The sequence below is a fragment of the Streptomyces mobaraensis NBRC 13819 = DSM 40847 genome, from assembly GCF_017916255.1.
GTDB classification, from domain to species: domain Bacteria; phylum Actinomycetota; class Actinomycetes; order Streptomycetales; family Streptomycetaceae; genus Streptomyces; species Streptomyces mobaraensis.
The window spans coordinates 3,063,150-3,077,176 of record NZ_CP072827.1 but is presented as its reverse complement, the minus strand read 5'-3'; the positions used below and the strand labels follow the sequence as shown (position 1 = coordinate 3,077,176).

The 14,027-nt window shown below is 73.4% G+C and carries 13 protein-coding genes; 9 read left to right on the top strand and 4 right to left on the bottom strand.

Annotation, left to right across the window (positions count from 1 at the left end; all coding sequences use genetic code 11):
- Window positions 1-39 precede the first annotated feature (39 nt).
- The 6 genes from J7W19_RS12875 (at window position 40) to galK (ending at window position 8,532) form a co-directional block, all read left to right on the top strand.
- Window positions 40-1,845, top strand: coding sequence for an ABC-F family ATP-binding cassette domain-containing protein (locus tag J7W19_RS12875; protein WP_210455332.1), 1,806 nt, complete (start codon window positions 40-42; stop codon window positions 1,843-1,845).
- Window positions 1,846-2,137: 292 nt separating this feature from the next.
- Window positions 2,138-4,111, top strand: coding sequence for a PQQ-binding-like beta-propeller repeat protein (locus J7W19_RS12870; protein ID WP_040892263.1), 1,974 nt, complete (start codon window positions 2,138-2,140; stop codon window positions 4,109-4,111).
- Between the two features lie 258 nt (window positions 4,112-4,369).
- Window positions 4,370-5,095, top strand: coding sequence for a response regulator transcription factor (locus J7W19_RS12865; RefSeq protein WP_004953396.1), 726 nt, complete (start codon window positions 4,370-4,372; stop codon window positions 5,093-5,095).
- A gap of 85 nt (window positions 5,096-5,180) precedes the next feature.
- On the top strand, window positions 5,181-6,404 hold the full coding sequence (gene galT / locus J7W19_RS12860) for a galactose-1-phosphate uridylyltransferase (RefSeq protein ID WP_004953398.1): 1,224 nt from the start codon (window positions 5,181-5,183) through the stop codon (window positions 6,402-6,404).
- A complete protein-coding gene (galE, locus tag J7W19_RS12855) occupies window positions 6,401-7,396 on the top strand; it encodes a UDP-glucose 4-epimerase GalE (RefSeq protein ID WP_040892266.1) in 996 nt (331 codons plus the stop codon). The genes galT and galE overlap by 4 nt, the downstream gene beginning before the upstream one ends.
- Entirely contained in the window at window positions 7,393-8,532 is a 1,140-nt protein-coding gene (gene galK, locus J7W19_RS12850; RefSeq protein WP_004953404.1) for a galactokinase, read from the top strand. Before galE ends, galK begins: the two co-directional genes overlap by 4 nt.
- A 21-nt stretch (window positions 8,533-8,553) precedes the next feature.
- On the opposite strand, the gene J7W19_RS12845 is transcribed toward galK, so the two are convergent.
- Window positions 8,554-8,982 (bottom strand): GNAT family N-acetyltransferase, encoded by a 429-nt coding sequence (locus tag J7W19_RS12845; protein ID WP_004953411.1) that lies wholly within the window; start codon window positions 8,980-8,982, stop codon window positions 8,554-8,556.
- Window positions 8,983-9,238: 256 nt separating this feature from the next.
- Between J7W19_RS12845 and J7W19_RS12840 the strand changes: the two genes are divergently transcribed.
- Complete coding sequence (locus J7W19_RS12840; RefSeq protein WP_040892268.1) at window positions 9,239-10,027, top strand: response regulator transcription factor; 789 nt, start codon at window positions 9,239-9,241, stop codon at window positions 10,025-10,027.
- Here the strand turns inward: J7W19_RS12840 and J7W19_RS12835 are convergent.
- Window positions 9,986-10,483, bottom strand: a complete 498-nt coding sequence (locus tag J7W19_RS12835) for a MarR family winged helix-turn-helix transcriptional regulator (RefSeq protein ID WP_004953415.1) — start codon at window positions 10,481-10,483, stop codon at window positions 9,986-9,988. The genes J7W19_RS12840 and J7W19_RS12835 overlap by 42 nt on opposite strands.
- Before the next feature lie 111 nt (window positions 10,484-10,594).
- Between J7W19_RS12835 and J7W19_RS12830 the strand changes: the two genes are divergently transcribed.
- Window positions 10,595-11,443: a trans-aconitate 2-methyltransferase gene (locus J7W19_RS12830; RefSeq protein ID WP_004953416.1), complete on the top strand. Its 849-nt coding sequence runs from the start codon at window positions 10,595-10,597 to the stop codon at window positions 11,441-11,443.
- 108 nt (window positions 11,444-11,551) lie between these two features.
- On the top strand, window positions 11,552-12,175 hold the full coding sequence (locus J7W19_RS12825) for a Uma2 family endonuclease (RefSeq protein WP_004953420.1): 624 nt from the start codon (window positions 11,552-11,554) through the stop codon (window positions 12,173-12,175).
- Between the two features lie 59 nt (window positions 12,176-12,234).
- On the opposite strand, the gene J7W19_RS12820 is transcribed toward J7W19_RS12825, so the two are convergent.
- Together J7W19_RS12820 and J7W19_RS12815 are read right to left on the bottom strand one after the other, a co-directional pair.
- A complete protein-coding gene (locus J7W19_RS12820) occupies window positions 12,235-12,924 on the bottom strand; it encodes a TetR/AcrR family transcriptional regulator (RefSeq protein WP_004953423.1) in 690 nt (229 codons plus the stop codon).
- Window positions 12,924-13,949 carry an acyl-CoA desaturase gene (locus tag J7W19_RS12815; protein ID WP_004953424.1) on the bottom strand — a complete coding sequence of 342 codons (1,026 nt, stop codon included), beginning with the start codon at window positions 13,947-13,949 and terminating at the stop codon, window positions 12,924-12,926. Before J7W19_RS12815 ends, J7W19_RS12820 begins: the two co-directional genes overlap by 1 nt.
- Window positions 13,950-14,027 lie beyond the last annotated feature (78 nt).

The window sequence follows — 14,027 nt, the reverse complement described above, 5'->3', positions numbered from 1 at the left end:
CAGGGCTCCTGAAGGGGAGACCGCGGAGCGAGGAGCGGAATGGCAGCCAACCTGGTCAATCTGGAAGCCGTCGACAAGGTGTACGGCACCCGTGCGCTGCTCGACGGCGTCTCCCTCGGTGTCAACGAGGGCGACCGGATCGGCGTGGTCGGCCGCAACGGCGACGGCAAGACCACCCTGATCCGCATCCTCGCCAAGCTGGAGGACGCCGACAAGGGCCGCGTCACCCACGCGGGCCACGTGCGCCTCGGCGTCCTCACCCAGCACGACTCCCTCGACCCCGAGGCCACCGTCCGGCACGAGGTCATCGGCGACCTCGCCGACCACGAGTGGGCGGGCAACGCCAAGATCCGCGACGTCCTCACCGGCCTCTTCGGCGGCCTCGACCTGCCCGGCTTCCCGCAGGGCCTGGACACCGTCATCGGCCCGCTCTCCGGCGGCGAGCGGCGGCGCATCGCGCTCGCCAAGCTGCTGATCGCCGAGCAGGACCTCATCGTCCTCGACGAGCCCACCAACCACCTGGACGTCGAGGGCATCTCCTGGCTCGCCGGCCACCTGCGGGCGCGCCGCTCGGCGCTCGTCTGCGTCACGCACGACCGCTGGTTCCTCGACCAGGTGTGCACCCGCATGTGGGACGTCCAGCGCGGCACGGTCCACGAGTACGAGGGCGGCTACAGCGACTACGTCTTCGCCCGCGCCGAGCGCGAGCGGATCGCCGCCTCCGAGGAGGCCAAGCGGCAGAACCTGATGCGCAAGGAGCTCGCCTGGCTGCGCCGCGGCGCCCCGGCCCGCACCAGCAAGCCGCGCTTCCGCATCGAGGCCGCCAACGAGCTGATCGCCGACGTCCCGCCGCCGCGCGACAGCGCCGAGCTGATGAAGTTCGCCGGCTCGCGGCTGGGCAAGACCGTCTTCGACCTGGAGAACGTGACCGTCCAGGCCGGCCCCAAGGTCCTGATCGAGCACCTGACCTGGCAGCTCGGCCCCGGCGACCGGATCGGCCTGGTCGGCGTCAACGGCGCCGGCAAGACCTCGCTGCTGCGCACCCTCGCCGAGGCCGCCCGGACGGACGGTGAGAAGCAGCCCGCGGCCGGCAAGGTCGTGGTCGGCAAGACCGTGAAGCTCGCGTACCTGTCGCAGGAGGTCTCCGAACTCAACCCCGCCCTGCGGGTGCTGGAGGCCGTCCAGCAGGTGCGCGACCGGGTCGACCTCGGCAAGGGCCGGGAGATGACCGCGGGGCAGCTGTGCGAGAAGTTCGGCTTCACCAAGGAGAAGCAGTGGACGCCCGTCGGCGACCTCTCCGGCGGTGAGCGCCGCCGCCTCCAGCTGCTGCGGCTGCTGATGGACGAGCCCAACGTCCTCTTCCTCGACGAGCCCACCAACGACCTCGACATCGAGACCCTGACCCAGCTGGAGGACCTGCTCGACGGCTGGCCCGGCTCGATGGTCGTCATCAGCCACGACCGGTACTTCGTCGAGCGCACCACCGACCGGGTGTTCGCGCTGCTCGGCGACCGCTTCCTGCGGATGCTGCCGCGCGGCCTCGACGAGTACCTGGAGCGGCGGCAGGCGGTCCTCGACGCGGCGGCGCCCGCCGCACCGGCCGTCGCCGCCGCGCCCGCCAAGCAGAAGAGCGCGGGCGACGCCCGGGCCGCCAAGAAGGAGCTCCAGAAGATCGAGCGCCGGCTCGACAAGGTGAGCGAACTGGAGGCGAAGCTGCACGAGCGCATCGCCGAACAGGCCACCGACTTCGAGGCGGTGGCCAAGCTCGACGCCGAACTGCGCGAACTCGCCGCGGAGCGCGACGAACTGGAGTCGCGCTGGCTGGAACTGGCCGAAGACGTGTGACGTGCGGGACGGGTGGTGAGGCGGGCGCGAGGCGGCGCCCGCCCTCCATCGAAGCGACCCGCGCCCTCCATCGAAGCCACAACGGTCTCGTCACAGCCCGGTATCGGTGACTCCGCGCCTCAGGCGGCTCCCCCTGTCCCGGCGGCGCAGAGTGATACAAAGAACCCCCGCTCGCCTGCCGCTCACTGGCGGGATCCGCACCCGATGCGCTCCTTCCCGATGGCCGCCCGCCACCGGGATCGCGGGGGAGGCCGGTCGGGCCGCGGCTTCCCGCGCGTAAAGAGGAAAGCCGATGTCACAGCCGCCCAAGCCGCCTCAGCCACCGCAGGGGGTGCCCCCGGAGCAGCCGGCCGGAGGCTTCGGCGCGCCCCAGGACCCCACCCCGACGGCCGCGGCGCCCCAGGACGCTCCCGGGCCCACGTCCGGGCCCACGCCCACCGTCTTCGCACCCGGCGGACCGGCGCCCGCGCCGGGCTTCGGCGCGCCGCAGGGCACCGCGCCCGGGTTCGGCGCTCCGCCGGCCATGCCGCCGCGGCCGCAGGACCGGCCGCCGGCCGCACCGCAGCCGGCGGCCCAACCCGCGTACGGCTACCCGCAGGCGCCCCCACCGCCGCCGGGTGCTCCCCAGGCTCCGCCCGCGCCCCCCGGAGCGCCGCTCGCTCCGCCGCCGGGCGCTTCCCAGCCGCCGCCTCCGCCGGGGGCGCCGCACATCCCGCCGTCCCCGGCGGGCGGTTACGGCTACCCGGGCCAGGCCGGTCCCGGCGCCCCCACGCCCGTCCAGCCGTTCCCGCAGTACGGGGGCGGTGGTTACCCGCCGCCGCCCGCGCCGCCCGGCGGCGGTTCGAAGAAGCGGATGGCGGTCATCGTCAGCGCGGTGACCGCGCTGGTGCTCGTCGCGGGCGGCGGTGTCTGGTACGCCACCACGGGCGGTGACGACAAGGACGACAAGACCACCAACTCCGCGACCAAGGGCGGAAAGCAGGAGAAGGGCAAGGAGACCGGCGGCAAGGGCGGGTCCGAGGACCAGAAGCCGAAGGAGGGCAAGCTCCTCTTCGGCGCCGACCAGCCGGTGGTCGACGACAGCCGGTCGGCGGCCGGCATGTGGGTCACCGACAAGGTCTTCGCCAAGAGCGACCTCGACAAGGTCGTCGGCTACGGCCTGTCCGGCGGCAAGCAGTGGGAGATCCCGCTGCCCGGCGACATCTGCTCGGCGCCCCGGCACGTCACCGAGGACGGCAGGACGGCCGTGGTCGTCGCGGAGTCGCCGCCGTCCTCCAGTAACCGCTACGGCGGCCCGTGCAATCAGATCGTGGCCCTGGATCTGAACAACGGGAAGAAGTTGTGGCAGAAATCCATCAAGGTCGGTGACCGAACGGTCGCGTTTGATGAGGTCACCGTCGGCGGCGGGACCGTCGCGGCCGGCAGCATCCAGGGCGGCGCCGCCTGGACGATGGACGGCAAGGAGCTGTGGAAGCCCAAGCCGGAGGACCTCTGCAAGGACGACGGCTACGGCGGCGGCAGCAAGCTCGTCGCGGTCCGGCGCTGCGGCGACTACGAGCGCCCGCAGATGAAGATCCAGACGCTGGACCCGGTGTCCGGCAAGGCCAAGTCCACCTTCAACCTGCCGAACGGCGTCGACGGCGCGCACGTGGTGTCGACCGACCCACTGGTCATCGGCGTCAAGGTGGGCGACCACAGCGGCACCGGCGTCTCGGACTTCATGGCCATCGACGACAGCGGTTCCGACGGCAAGCTGCGCAGCAAGATCTCCACGGAGAACGGCAAGTACCAGCCGCGCTGCTCGTCGAGCGGCGTCGAGTCCTGCTACAAGCTGGCCGTCGGCAAGGACAAGCTCTACCTGCCCACCGACGACCACCAGACCGGCAAGTCCGGCGAGGTCGGCCGCGTCAACGAGATCGTCGCGTTCGACCTGTCCAACGGGCAGACGAAGGGCAAGGTCGACGGCCGCGTCAGCTCCACGCTGGTGCCGCTGGGCGTGGACAAGGACGGCGCGGTCATCGGCTACCAGACCGCGGGCTGGCGCGACGGCGGGACGGTGGTGAGCATCGATCCGCAGACCCTCGCCGCCAAGGTGCTGCTGAAGAACCCGGTCGCCACCCAGCAGGTCGAGAACCAGATCTCGCCCCTCTTCGAGCAGGCGGTCTGGGCGCAGGGCCGGCTCTACCTCGGCCGCAAGTACCTGCACAAGCCGAGCCCGTTCGCGGGCGGCAAGGAGTACGTCGCCATGATCTGGGGAGCCGAGTGAGGGGTTGAGGCCCCGCCGCTGAACGATCACTCCCGCTACGAGAGTTGATCACTTGGCGAGCGCTCCACGCCGTATCCCTGTCCATCACGCGTACATGCCTGAACGATCCGTTTCAGACGCGAAGTACACGTGATTGGCAGGGATTTCGGCATTCCGGGGGACTTCTCACGAGTAGGGGGCGCGGAACGTCGAACAAGCGTGTAGCTTCCGGGGGCAGAGGGCGACGAGAGACGTACGCGGGCGACAGGGGGGCAGCGCATGGGCGTGCGGCTCATGGTGGTCGACGACCACCGGCTGCTGGCCGAGGCGCTCGCCTCGGCGCTGAAGCTGCGGGGGCACCGGGTGCTGGCCGCGGCGGCGCCGAGCGCGGGAGCGGCCGATCTGGTGGTGAGCCGGGCACCCGAGGTGTGCCTGCTCGGGACCGCCGCCCCGGCGGAGCCCGGGGCCTTCGACCCCGTGGTCCGGATCAAACGCGAGCGTCCGCAGGTCGCCGTCGTGGTGCTCGGCCCGGTGCCCAGCCCGCTCGGCATCGCCGCCGCCTTCGCCGCCGGCGCCTCCGGCTACGTACGGCACAACGAGCGCATCGAGGGCGTCGAGCGCGCCATGATGAAGGCCCGCGCCGGCGAGGCCGCGGTGGAGCCGCAGCTCCTCCAGGGCGCCTTCGCCGAACTGCTCAACCCGGCCGCCCAGCCGGACGACGAGGGCGCCCGGCTGCTGCAGCTGCTGACCCCGCGCGAGGTCGAGGTGCTGGTCCGGGTGGCCGAGGGCGAGGACACCCGGCTGATCGCGGCCGGGATGGGCATAGCGCCCAGCACCGCACGGACGCATGTGCAGCGGGTGCTGATGAAGCTCGGCGTGGGCTCCCGCCTGGAGGCCGCCGCCCTGGCCGCCCGCACCGGCCTGCTCGACCGCGCCTCCGGCAGCCGCACACCCACCCCGACCCCGCCGGTCGCCAGGGGCGCGGTGGGGCGCCAGGGACCGTAGGGGCCCGGGCGCCCGTTCACCGGTGGCCCGGCCGTTGTCCCTTGGGGCCGGTGTGCCGGGCGGTGCGAGTGGGCAGAGTGCGGAGATGAAGAGAACGGCCACCCGGCTCGCCGACGGCCGCGAGCTGTTCTACTACGACGCCCGGGACGACACGGTCCGCGACGCGGTGGACCGCCGCGGCTCCGGCCGGGCCGACCCGCCGGGATCGGGTCCGGGCGGCGGAGCGGCCGACCGGGACGACGCCGCGACGGGGTCGCCCGCCGTCGGCCCGGACACGGTCCGCGACGCCGGGGCGCCCGGGGCACGCGTCCCGGGCCCGGCCGCACCGCGCGGCGCCGCCGTCGGCGAGCCGCGCCCCGCCCCCGCCGACCGCGTCGGCGAGCTCCGCGCCGACCCGCTGCTCGGCGACACCGTCGTGATCGCCGCCCACCGCCAGGGCCGCACCCACCTCCCGCCGCCCGACGCCTGCCCGCTCTGCCCCTCGCGGCCCGGCCGGACCACCGAGATCCCGGACGCCGACTACGAGGTCGTGGTCTTCGAGAACCGCTTCCCGGCCCTCGCCGGGCCCGACGGAGGCCGCTGCGAGGTGGTCTGCTTCACCGCCGACCACCACGGCTCCGCCGCCGCGCTCGACGACGAGCGGGCCGCCCTCGTCCTCGACGCCTGGACCGACCGCACGGCCGAGCTGTCCGCCCGCCCCGGCGTCGCCCAGGTCTACTGCTTCGAGAACCGCGGTGCGGAGATCGGCGTCACCCTCGCCCACCCGCACGGCCAGATCTACGCGTACCCCTTCGTCACCCCGCGCACCGAGCGCGCCCTCGCCTCCGTCGCCGCGCACCGCGAGCGCACCGGCGGCCGGAACCTGTTCGACGACGTCGTGGCGCGCGAGGAGGCCGACGGGCGCCGCGTCGTCCTCGCCGGGGAGCACTGGACGGCGTTCGTCCCGTACGCCGCCCGCTGGCCGTACGAGGTGCACCTGTACCCGCGACGCCGGGTGCCCGACCTGACCGCCCTCGGCCCGGCCGCCCGGGCCGAGCTGCCGGGCGTGCACCGGGAGCTGCTGCGCCGCTTCGACCGGCTGTTCGGGCCGGACGCGCCGCCCACCCCGTACATCTCCGGCTGGCACCAGGCACCCGTGCGCCACCCCCTCAGGAGTGAATTCGCGCTCCACGCCGAGCTCTTCACCGTCCGCCGGGCTCCCGGCAAGCTCAAATTCCTCGCGGGTTCCGAGTCCGGCATGAACGTGTTCGTCAACGACGTGCCGCCGGAGACCGCGGCGGAGCGACTGCGAGAGGCGGCATCCCGATGAGCGCGAGCGTGAGCGCGAGCATGAGCGAGAAGACCTGCCTGGTCACGGGCGGCGCCGGCTATATCGGCAGTGTCGTCGCGGCCCACCTGCTGGCCGCCGGGCACCGCGTGACCGTGCTCGACGACCTGTCCACCGGTCACCGCGACGCTGTCCCGCAGGGCGCGCGCTTCATCGAGGGGCGCGTACAGGACGCCGGGCGCTGGCTGGACGGCTCGTACGACGCCGTCCTGCACTTCGCCGCCTGCTCCCAGGTGGGGGAGTCCGTCGCGGCCCCCGAGAAGTACTGGCGCAACAACGTCGGCGGCAGCCTCGACCTGCTCGACGCCATGCGGGAGGCGGGCGTCCGCACGCTCGTCTTCTCCTCCACGGCCGCCACCTACGGCGACCCGCGCGACCCCGTCCCGCTCACCGAGACCGACACCACCGCCCCCACCAACCCCTACGGCGCCTCCAAGCTCGCCGTCGACCACATGATCGCCGGAGAGTGCGCGGCGCACGGCCTCGCCGCCGTCTCGCTGCGCTACTTCAACGTCGCGGGCGCCCACGGCCGGTACGGCGAGCGGCACGCCCCCGAGACCCATCTGATCCCGCTCGTCCTCCAGGCGGCCCTCGGCGAGCGCCCGGAGATCACCGTGCACGGGGACGACTACCCCACCCCGGACGGCACCTGCGTCCGCGACTACCTGCACGTGAGCGACCTGGCCGAGGCGCACCTGCTCGCCCTGGGCGCCGCCCGCCCCGGCGAACACCTGATCTGCAACCTCGGCAACGGCAACGGCTTCTCCGTCCGCCAGGTCGTCGAGACCGCCCGCGCGGTCACCGGCCGACCGCTCCCGTGCCGTACGGGCCCCCGCCGCCCCGGCGACCCGGCCGTCCTCGTCGCGTCCGCCGAGCGCGCCCGCGAGGTGCTCGGCTGGAAGCCGCGGCGGCCCGAGCTGGCCGGGATCATCGCGGACGCCTGGGAGTTCGCCCGGCAAGCGGAGCCGCGATGAACCCCGAGGCGGGGTTCCGGGCGGTCTACGGCCGCGCGCCGGACGGCGTCTGGTCGGCGCCCGGCCGCGTCAACCTCATCGGCGAGCACACCGACTACAACGACGGCCTGGTGCTGCCGACGGCCCTGTCGCGGCGCACCCGGGTGGCCGCCGCCGCGCGGCCGGACGGGCTGCTGCGGCTGCACTCCGCGCGGGCGGACGGCGGGGTGGTGACGCTGGAGCGGGACGAGCTCGTCCCCGGACGGGTCCGGGGCTGGGCCGCCTACCCGGCGGGCGTCGTCTGGGCGCTGCGCGCGGCGGGCCTCGCCGTGGGCGGGGCGGACCTGCACGTGGAGAGCGACGTGCCGCAGGGGGCCGGGCTCTCCTCGTCCGCCGCCCTGGAGATCGCGACGGCGCTGGCCGTCACCGGGGTCCACGGCCTCGCGCCGGAACCGGCCGAGCTGGCCCGGCTGGCGCGGCACGCCGAACACGCCTTCGTGGGCGTCCCCTGCGGGATCATGGACCAGACGGTCGCCGCCCGCTGCCGCGCCGGGCACGCGCTCCACCTCGACACCCGCGATCTCACCGTCCGCCACCTGCCGTTCGACCCGGCCGCGCACGGACTGCGGCTGCTCGTCGTCGACGTCCGCGTCCGGCACGCGCTCGCGGACGGCGCCTACGCGGCGCGCCGCGCCGCGTGCGAGGCGGGCGCGCGGGCGCTCGGCGTACGCGCCCTGCGGGACGTCGCGCTCGCACAACTCCCGGACGCTTTGAGCGCGTTGCCCGCCGAGCTGCGGCCGGTGGTCCGGCACGTCGTCACGGAGAACGAGCGGGTGGCGCGGGTGGCCGCGCTGCTGGCGGCCGGGGACCTGCGGGCGGCCGGGCCGCCGCTCACGGCCGGGCACGCCTCGCTCCGCGACGACTTCGCCGTCTCCTGCCCGGAGCTTGACCTGGCGGTGGACACCGCCCGCGCGGCCGGCGCGCTGGGCGCGCGGATGACCGGAGGGGGCTTCGGCGGGTCGGCGATCGCGCTGGTGGACGAGGAGCGGGCGGAGGCGGTGGAACGGGCCGTCGGCTCGGCCTTCGCGTCCGCCGGGTTCCGGGCGCCCGCCGTCTTCGCGGTCACGGCGGGGAAGGGCGCGGGGCGGGACGGCTGACCGGACCGCTCCCGATCACCCTTACGGGGTCAGGGACTTGATCAATGTGTAGTCGGTGACGCCCGGCGGGTAGTCCTCCACCGTGGCCACCACGCGGTAGCCCTGCTTGCGGTAGAAGTCGGGCGCCTGGAAGTCCCAGGTCTCCACCCGGCTGCCGACGCAGCCGTGTCGCAGGCGGGCGGTCTCCTCGGCGTCGGCCACGAGCCGTCCGCCGAGTCCCGTGCCCCGGTGCCGCGCGTCGACCCAGAGGTAGTCGATGTGCAGCCAGTGGTACTGGACGTAGCCGACCAGGCCGCCGGCCAACTCCCCGTCCTCGCCCGTGGCGTAGACCTGGAGGGGGACGCTGTCCTCGGCGGGGGTGCCGCGCAGGGAGCGCAGTACGGACGACCGTTCGGTGTTGTCGGAGGCGAGCCGCCGATGGACCGCATCGCGTCGTTCCGTGTCGTTCACTACCTCAATACTGAACATAAAGCTCACGATAAACATCTGGGTCAAGCAGTTTTGCGAATCGGCTTCCGTTGTCGGACCCCGGCCGTACGCTGAGCACAGCGTCGGTGGGGGCCGACGCCGATCAGGGGGCGAGACAGGCAGGTACGTCGCCCGGGGTGGGGTAGTTGTCAGGGCACGGCGGCGGCCGTGCGTGTGCGACGGCTCCGTACCGGGCGCCGTACCCGCACTGCACGCCTCCCCGAATTTGGGGGTGGTTGTGGCACGTATTCGGGTATTGGTGGTCGACGACCACCGTATCTTCGCCGAGTCGCTCGCCGCCGCCCTCGCGGCCGAGCAGGACGTGGACGTCTCGGCGGCCGGCAGCGGGCCGGCGGCGCTGCGCGCTCTGGAGCGCGCGGCGGCGGAAGGGCGGCGCTACGACGTCCTGTTGATCGACGCCGATCTGGGCGCGGCGGCCGTGGAGGCGGCCCGGGTCCCGGAGCAGCGGCGGCCTCCGGGGCGGCCGCCGACGGGTCAGCCCGAGGGCGTGGTGGACGGGATCTCCCTGGTGGCCGGGGTGCGCTCCGGGCATCCGGGGGTGCGCACGGTGGTGCTCGCGGAGCGGGACGACCCGCGCCGGGCGGCGGCGGCGCTCCAGGCCGGGGCCGGCGGCTGGGTGGCGAAGGACTGCTCGCTGTCCCGGCTGCTCGCGGTGATACGAGGTGTGCTGCGGGACGAGACGCACCTGCCGCCCGCCCTGCTGACGGGCGTCCTGCGGGAGCTGACGGCCGCGCGCAAGCACCGTACGGAGAGCGAGCGCCTGGTGGAGTCGCTCACCCCGCGCGAGCGGGAGGTGCTGCGCTGCATGGTGGCCGGGCTCGGCCGGAAGGCCGTGGCCGAACGGCTCTTCCTCTCCCCGCACACGGTGCGGACGCATATGCAGAACGTGCTGGGCAAGCTGGGCGTGCACTCCACGCTCGCCGCCGTCGCGCTGGCCCGCCGGGCCGGGGTCGGCCCGGTCGACCTAGCCGGGGACGTTGTCGAACGGGGCGGTCAACTGGCGTAGCAGGGCCGCGAGTTCCACGCGCTGCGCGGTGGAGAGCTCGGCGAGGATCGCCCGCTCCTGGGCGAGCAGCCCGGCGAGCGCCTCGTCCGCGCGGTCCCGCCCCTCCTCCGTCAGCCGGACCAGGACGCCGCGCCGGTCGTTGGGGTCGGGCTCCCGCCGGACCAGGCCCTTCTTGGCCAGCCGGTCGATGCGGTTGGTCATGGTGCCCGAGGTGACCAGCGTCTGGGTCAGCAACTGGCCGGGAGACAGCTGGTACGGCGCGCCCGCCCGCCGCAGCGACGTCAGGACGTCGAACTCCCAGGGCTCCAACTGGTGCTCGGCGAACGCGATCCGCCGCGCCCGGTCGAGGTGCCGGGCGAGCCTGCTGACCCGGCTCAGCACCTCCAGCGGCTCCACGTCGAGGTCCGGGCGCTCCCGGCGCCATGCTGCGACCAGCCGATCGACCTCGTCCTCCATGGGGTCAGTGTAGTGGGTCTGTCGACATGAAGTCTCTTGACGTCAAGATAGTGCCGGGAGGATGCTGGGCACAGCAGAGCCCGACGCCCTCCTCAGCCCCAGGAGGCCCCCATGCCCCACACCCCGGCCTGGGACCCACGGCAGTACCTCCGTCACTCCGGCCCCCGCACCCGTCCCTTCCACGATCTGCTCGCCCGCGTCCCCGACCTGCCCGGCCCCGGGCCGGCCCGGATCACGGACCTCGGCTGCGGTGCCGGCAACGCCACCGCACTGCTCGCCGACCGCTGGCCCGACGCCCTGATCACCGGGCTCGACAACTCCCCCGAGATGCTGCGCGCCGCCGCCGCGCACGCGGGCCCCACCGGGGGCGGCGGCCGGATCTCCTTCGCCGCCGCCGACGCGGCCCACTGGACCCCCGACGGCCCGCTCGACCTGATCATCGCGAACGCCCTGCTCCAGTGGGTCCCGGACCACCCCGCGTCCTTCCCCGCCTGGGCCGGGGCACTCACCCCCGGCGGCGTCCTCGCCTTCCAGGTGCCCGGCAACCAGAACGCGCCCTCGCACACCCTGATGCGCCGCCTCTGCGACACCGTGCGGTGGCGCACCCGCCTCGCCGGCGCCGCCCGAGGCCCCGTCCACGTCCTCGACCCGGCCGCCTACCTCACCCTCCTCACCGACCTCGGCCTCACCGTCGACGCCTGGGAGACCACCTACGTCCACGTCCTCCCCGGCCCCGACCCCGTCCTCGACTGGCTCAAGGGCACCGGCCTCCGCCCCGTCCTCACCGCCCTCGCCGACGAGCCGGAGGAACGGGAGCAGTTCCTCACCGAGTACGCGGCCCTCCTCCGCGAGGCGTATCCGCCGGGCCCGCACGGGACGGTGTTCCCGTTCCGGCGGATCTTCGTGGTGGCACGGAAGCCGGGGGGAGAGAGGCGATCGTCTGATCACCCTTTCGCGTGAAGAACGCACGGGCCGGCCGTGCGGGCTGTTCGGGAGCTCCTAGCCTCCGTGGCGTCGCTTGTGCCGCAATGGCGCCCGCGCCCAGACTGAAGGAGGAGGTGCTTCACGATGACCGCACTCGCGCACGAGGTGATCCCGGTGGCGGATGACGAACCGGTGGCCGATCTGGACACGTTTCTGTGGGAGACGTGGAAGGCCATGGATCTCCCCGAGGGCTACCGCGCTGAGATCATCGAGGGGTCCATCGAGGTGTCGCCCACCGGCAACCGTCGTCACACCATTGTCATCAACCGCCTGCGGCGTGCGCTCGACGCCCACTTGGCGGACTCCGGGCACGCGCCTTTCCAGGACGCGAACCTGATGCACCGCCGCAAGGGCTGGATCCCGGACCTCCTCATCGCCCCTGTCGACCTGGACGAGGTCCCCGACGAGGAAGGGCTCGGCATCGACGCGGCCGGTGTCAGCGGCGTCATCGAAGTCGTCTCGCCCGGTCGCCGCAACCAGGAGCGCGACCGCGTGCGCAAGCGTCGCGAGTACGCCCGAGCCGGCATTCCGCTCTATGTCCTCGTCGACGATTTCGACGGCGACGGCGCGGTCGTCCTGTTGAGTTCGCCGGCCGCGGAGAAGGAGGACTACCTCGACGAGCACCGCGTCCCCTACGGCACCGACGCCGTCATCCCCTCCGGCCCCGCCAAGGGCTTCGCCATCGGCGCGGCGATCACCGCGCCCTGACCGCCCGTCCGCGCCGCCCCCCCGTGCCGCCCCCCCCCGTGCCGCTCCGCCGGAGCGGCTCAGCTCTTGCGGTGGCCCACCAGGCGCGGGCGCTGTTCGAGGCCGTCGAGGCCGTGCCAGGCGAGGTTGACCAGGTGGGCCGCGACCTCGGCCTTCTTGGGCTTGCGGACGTCGAGCCACCACTGGCCCGTCAGCGCCACCATGCCGACCAGGGCCTGCGCGTACAGCGGGGCGAGCTTCTGGTCGAAGCCCCGGGTCTTGAACTCCATCCCCAGGATGTCCTCCACCTGCGTGGCGATATCGCTGATCAGTGAGGCGAAGGTGCCCGTCGACTGGGCCACGGGGGAGTCCCGGACGAGGATGCGGAAGCCGTCCGTATAACTCTCGATGTAGTCGAGCAGGGCGAAGGCGGCCTGCTCCAGGAGCTCGCGCGGGTGGCCCGCGGTGAGGGCGCCCGTCACCATGTCGAGGAGCTGCCGCATCTCGCGGTCGACGACCACCGCGTACAGCCCCTCCTTGCCGCCGAAGTGCTCGTACACCACCGGCTTGGAGACCCCGGCCTTGGCCGCGATCTCCTCCACCGACGTGCCCTCGAACCCCCGCTCGGCGAAGAGTGTGCGACCGATGTCCAGCAACTGCTCGCGGCGCTCCGCGCCGGTCATCCGCACCCGGCGGGTGCGTCTGGCCCCCTGCGCGGGGGTCAGGTCCTTCTTACCGGAGGTTTTGCTGTCGATCGCCACGCCGTCCATCATGCCGCCTGAGCGGCGTCCTTCTGCTCGCCGTCGGCCGCCCGGGCGCTCTCCTCGCCGGGCCGCGGCTTGCGCCGTGCCGCGATGCGGCCCGCGCTCGGCCAGCGCACGTCGTACGCCCAGCCGGCCAGCTCGAACCAGCGGATGAGGCGGGCGCTGGAGTCCAGCTGGCCCCGCAGCACCCCGTGCCGGGCCGAGGTCGGGTCGGCGTGGTGCAGGTTGTGCCACGACTCGCCGCAGGACAGGATCGCCAGCCACCACACGTTCCCGGAGCGGTCCCGGGACTTGAACGGCCGCTTGCCGACCGCGTGGCAGATCGAGTTGATCGACCAGGTCACGTGGTGCAGCAGCGCCACCCGGACCAGTGAACCCCAGAAGAACGCGGTCACCGCCCCCTGCCAGGACCACGTCACCAGCCCGCCGACCAGCGGCGGGATCAGCAGGGAGATCGTCGTCCACAGGATGAACGTACGGGAGACGAAGCGGATCGCCGGGTCCTTGACGAGGTCCGGCGCGTACTTGTGCTGCGGCGTGCGCTCCTCGTCGAACATCCAGCCGACGTGCGCCCACCACAGGCCCTTCATCAGGGCCGGCACGGTCTCCCCGTAGCGCCACGGGGAGTGGGGGTCGCCCTCGGCGTCGGAGAACTTGTGGTGCTTGCGGTGGTCCGCCACCCAGCGCACCACGGGCCCCTCCACCGCCAGCGACCCCATGATCGCCAGGGCGATGCGCAGCGGCCGTTTGGCCTTGAAGGAGCCATGGGTGAAGTAGCGGTGGTAACCGATGGTGATGCCGTGGCAGCCGATGAAGTACATCGCCGTCATCAGCCCCAGATCGAGCCAGCTGACCCCCCAACCCCAGGCCAGAGGGACCGCGGCGAGCAGGGCGACGAAGGGGACGGTGATGAACAGCAGCAGGGTGATCTGTTCGATCGAACGCTTGCTGTCACCGCCCAGTGTGGCGATGGGGAGCGGGGCCTCCTGGGCCTTCGGCACGTCCTCGATCAGGTCGGGGCTTGCAGTCATGGATTCCCTCGTGGGGGTCGGGAGCTGGCTACGGTTCCGTAACCTACGGCAACGTAAGTATGGCAGGGCCCCGGCGGT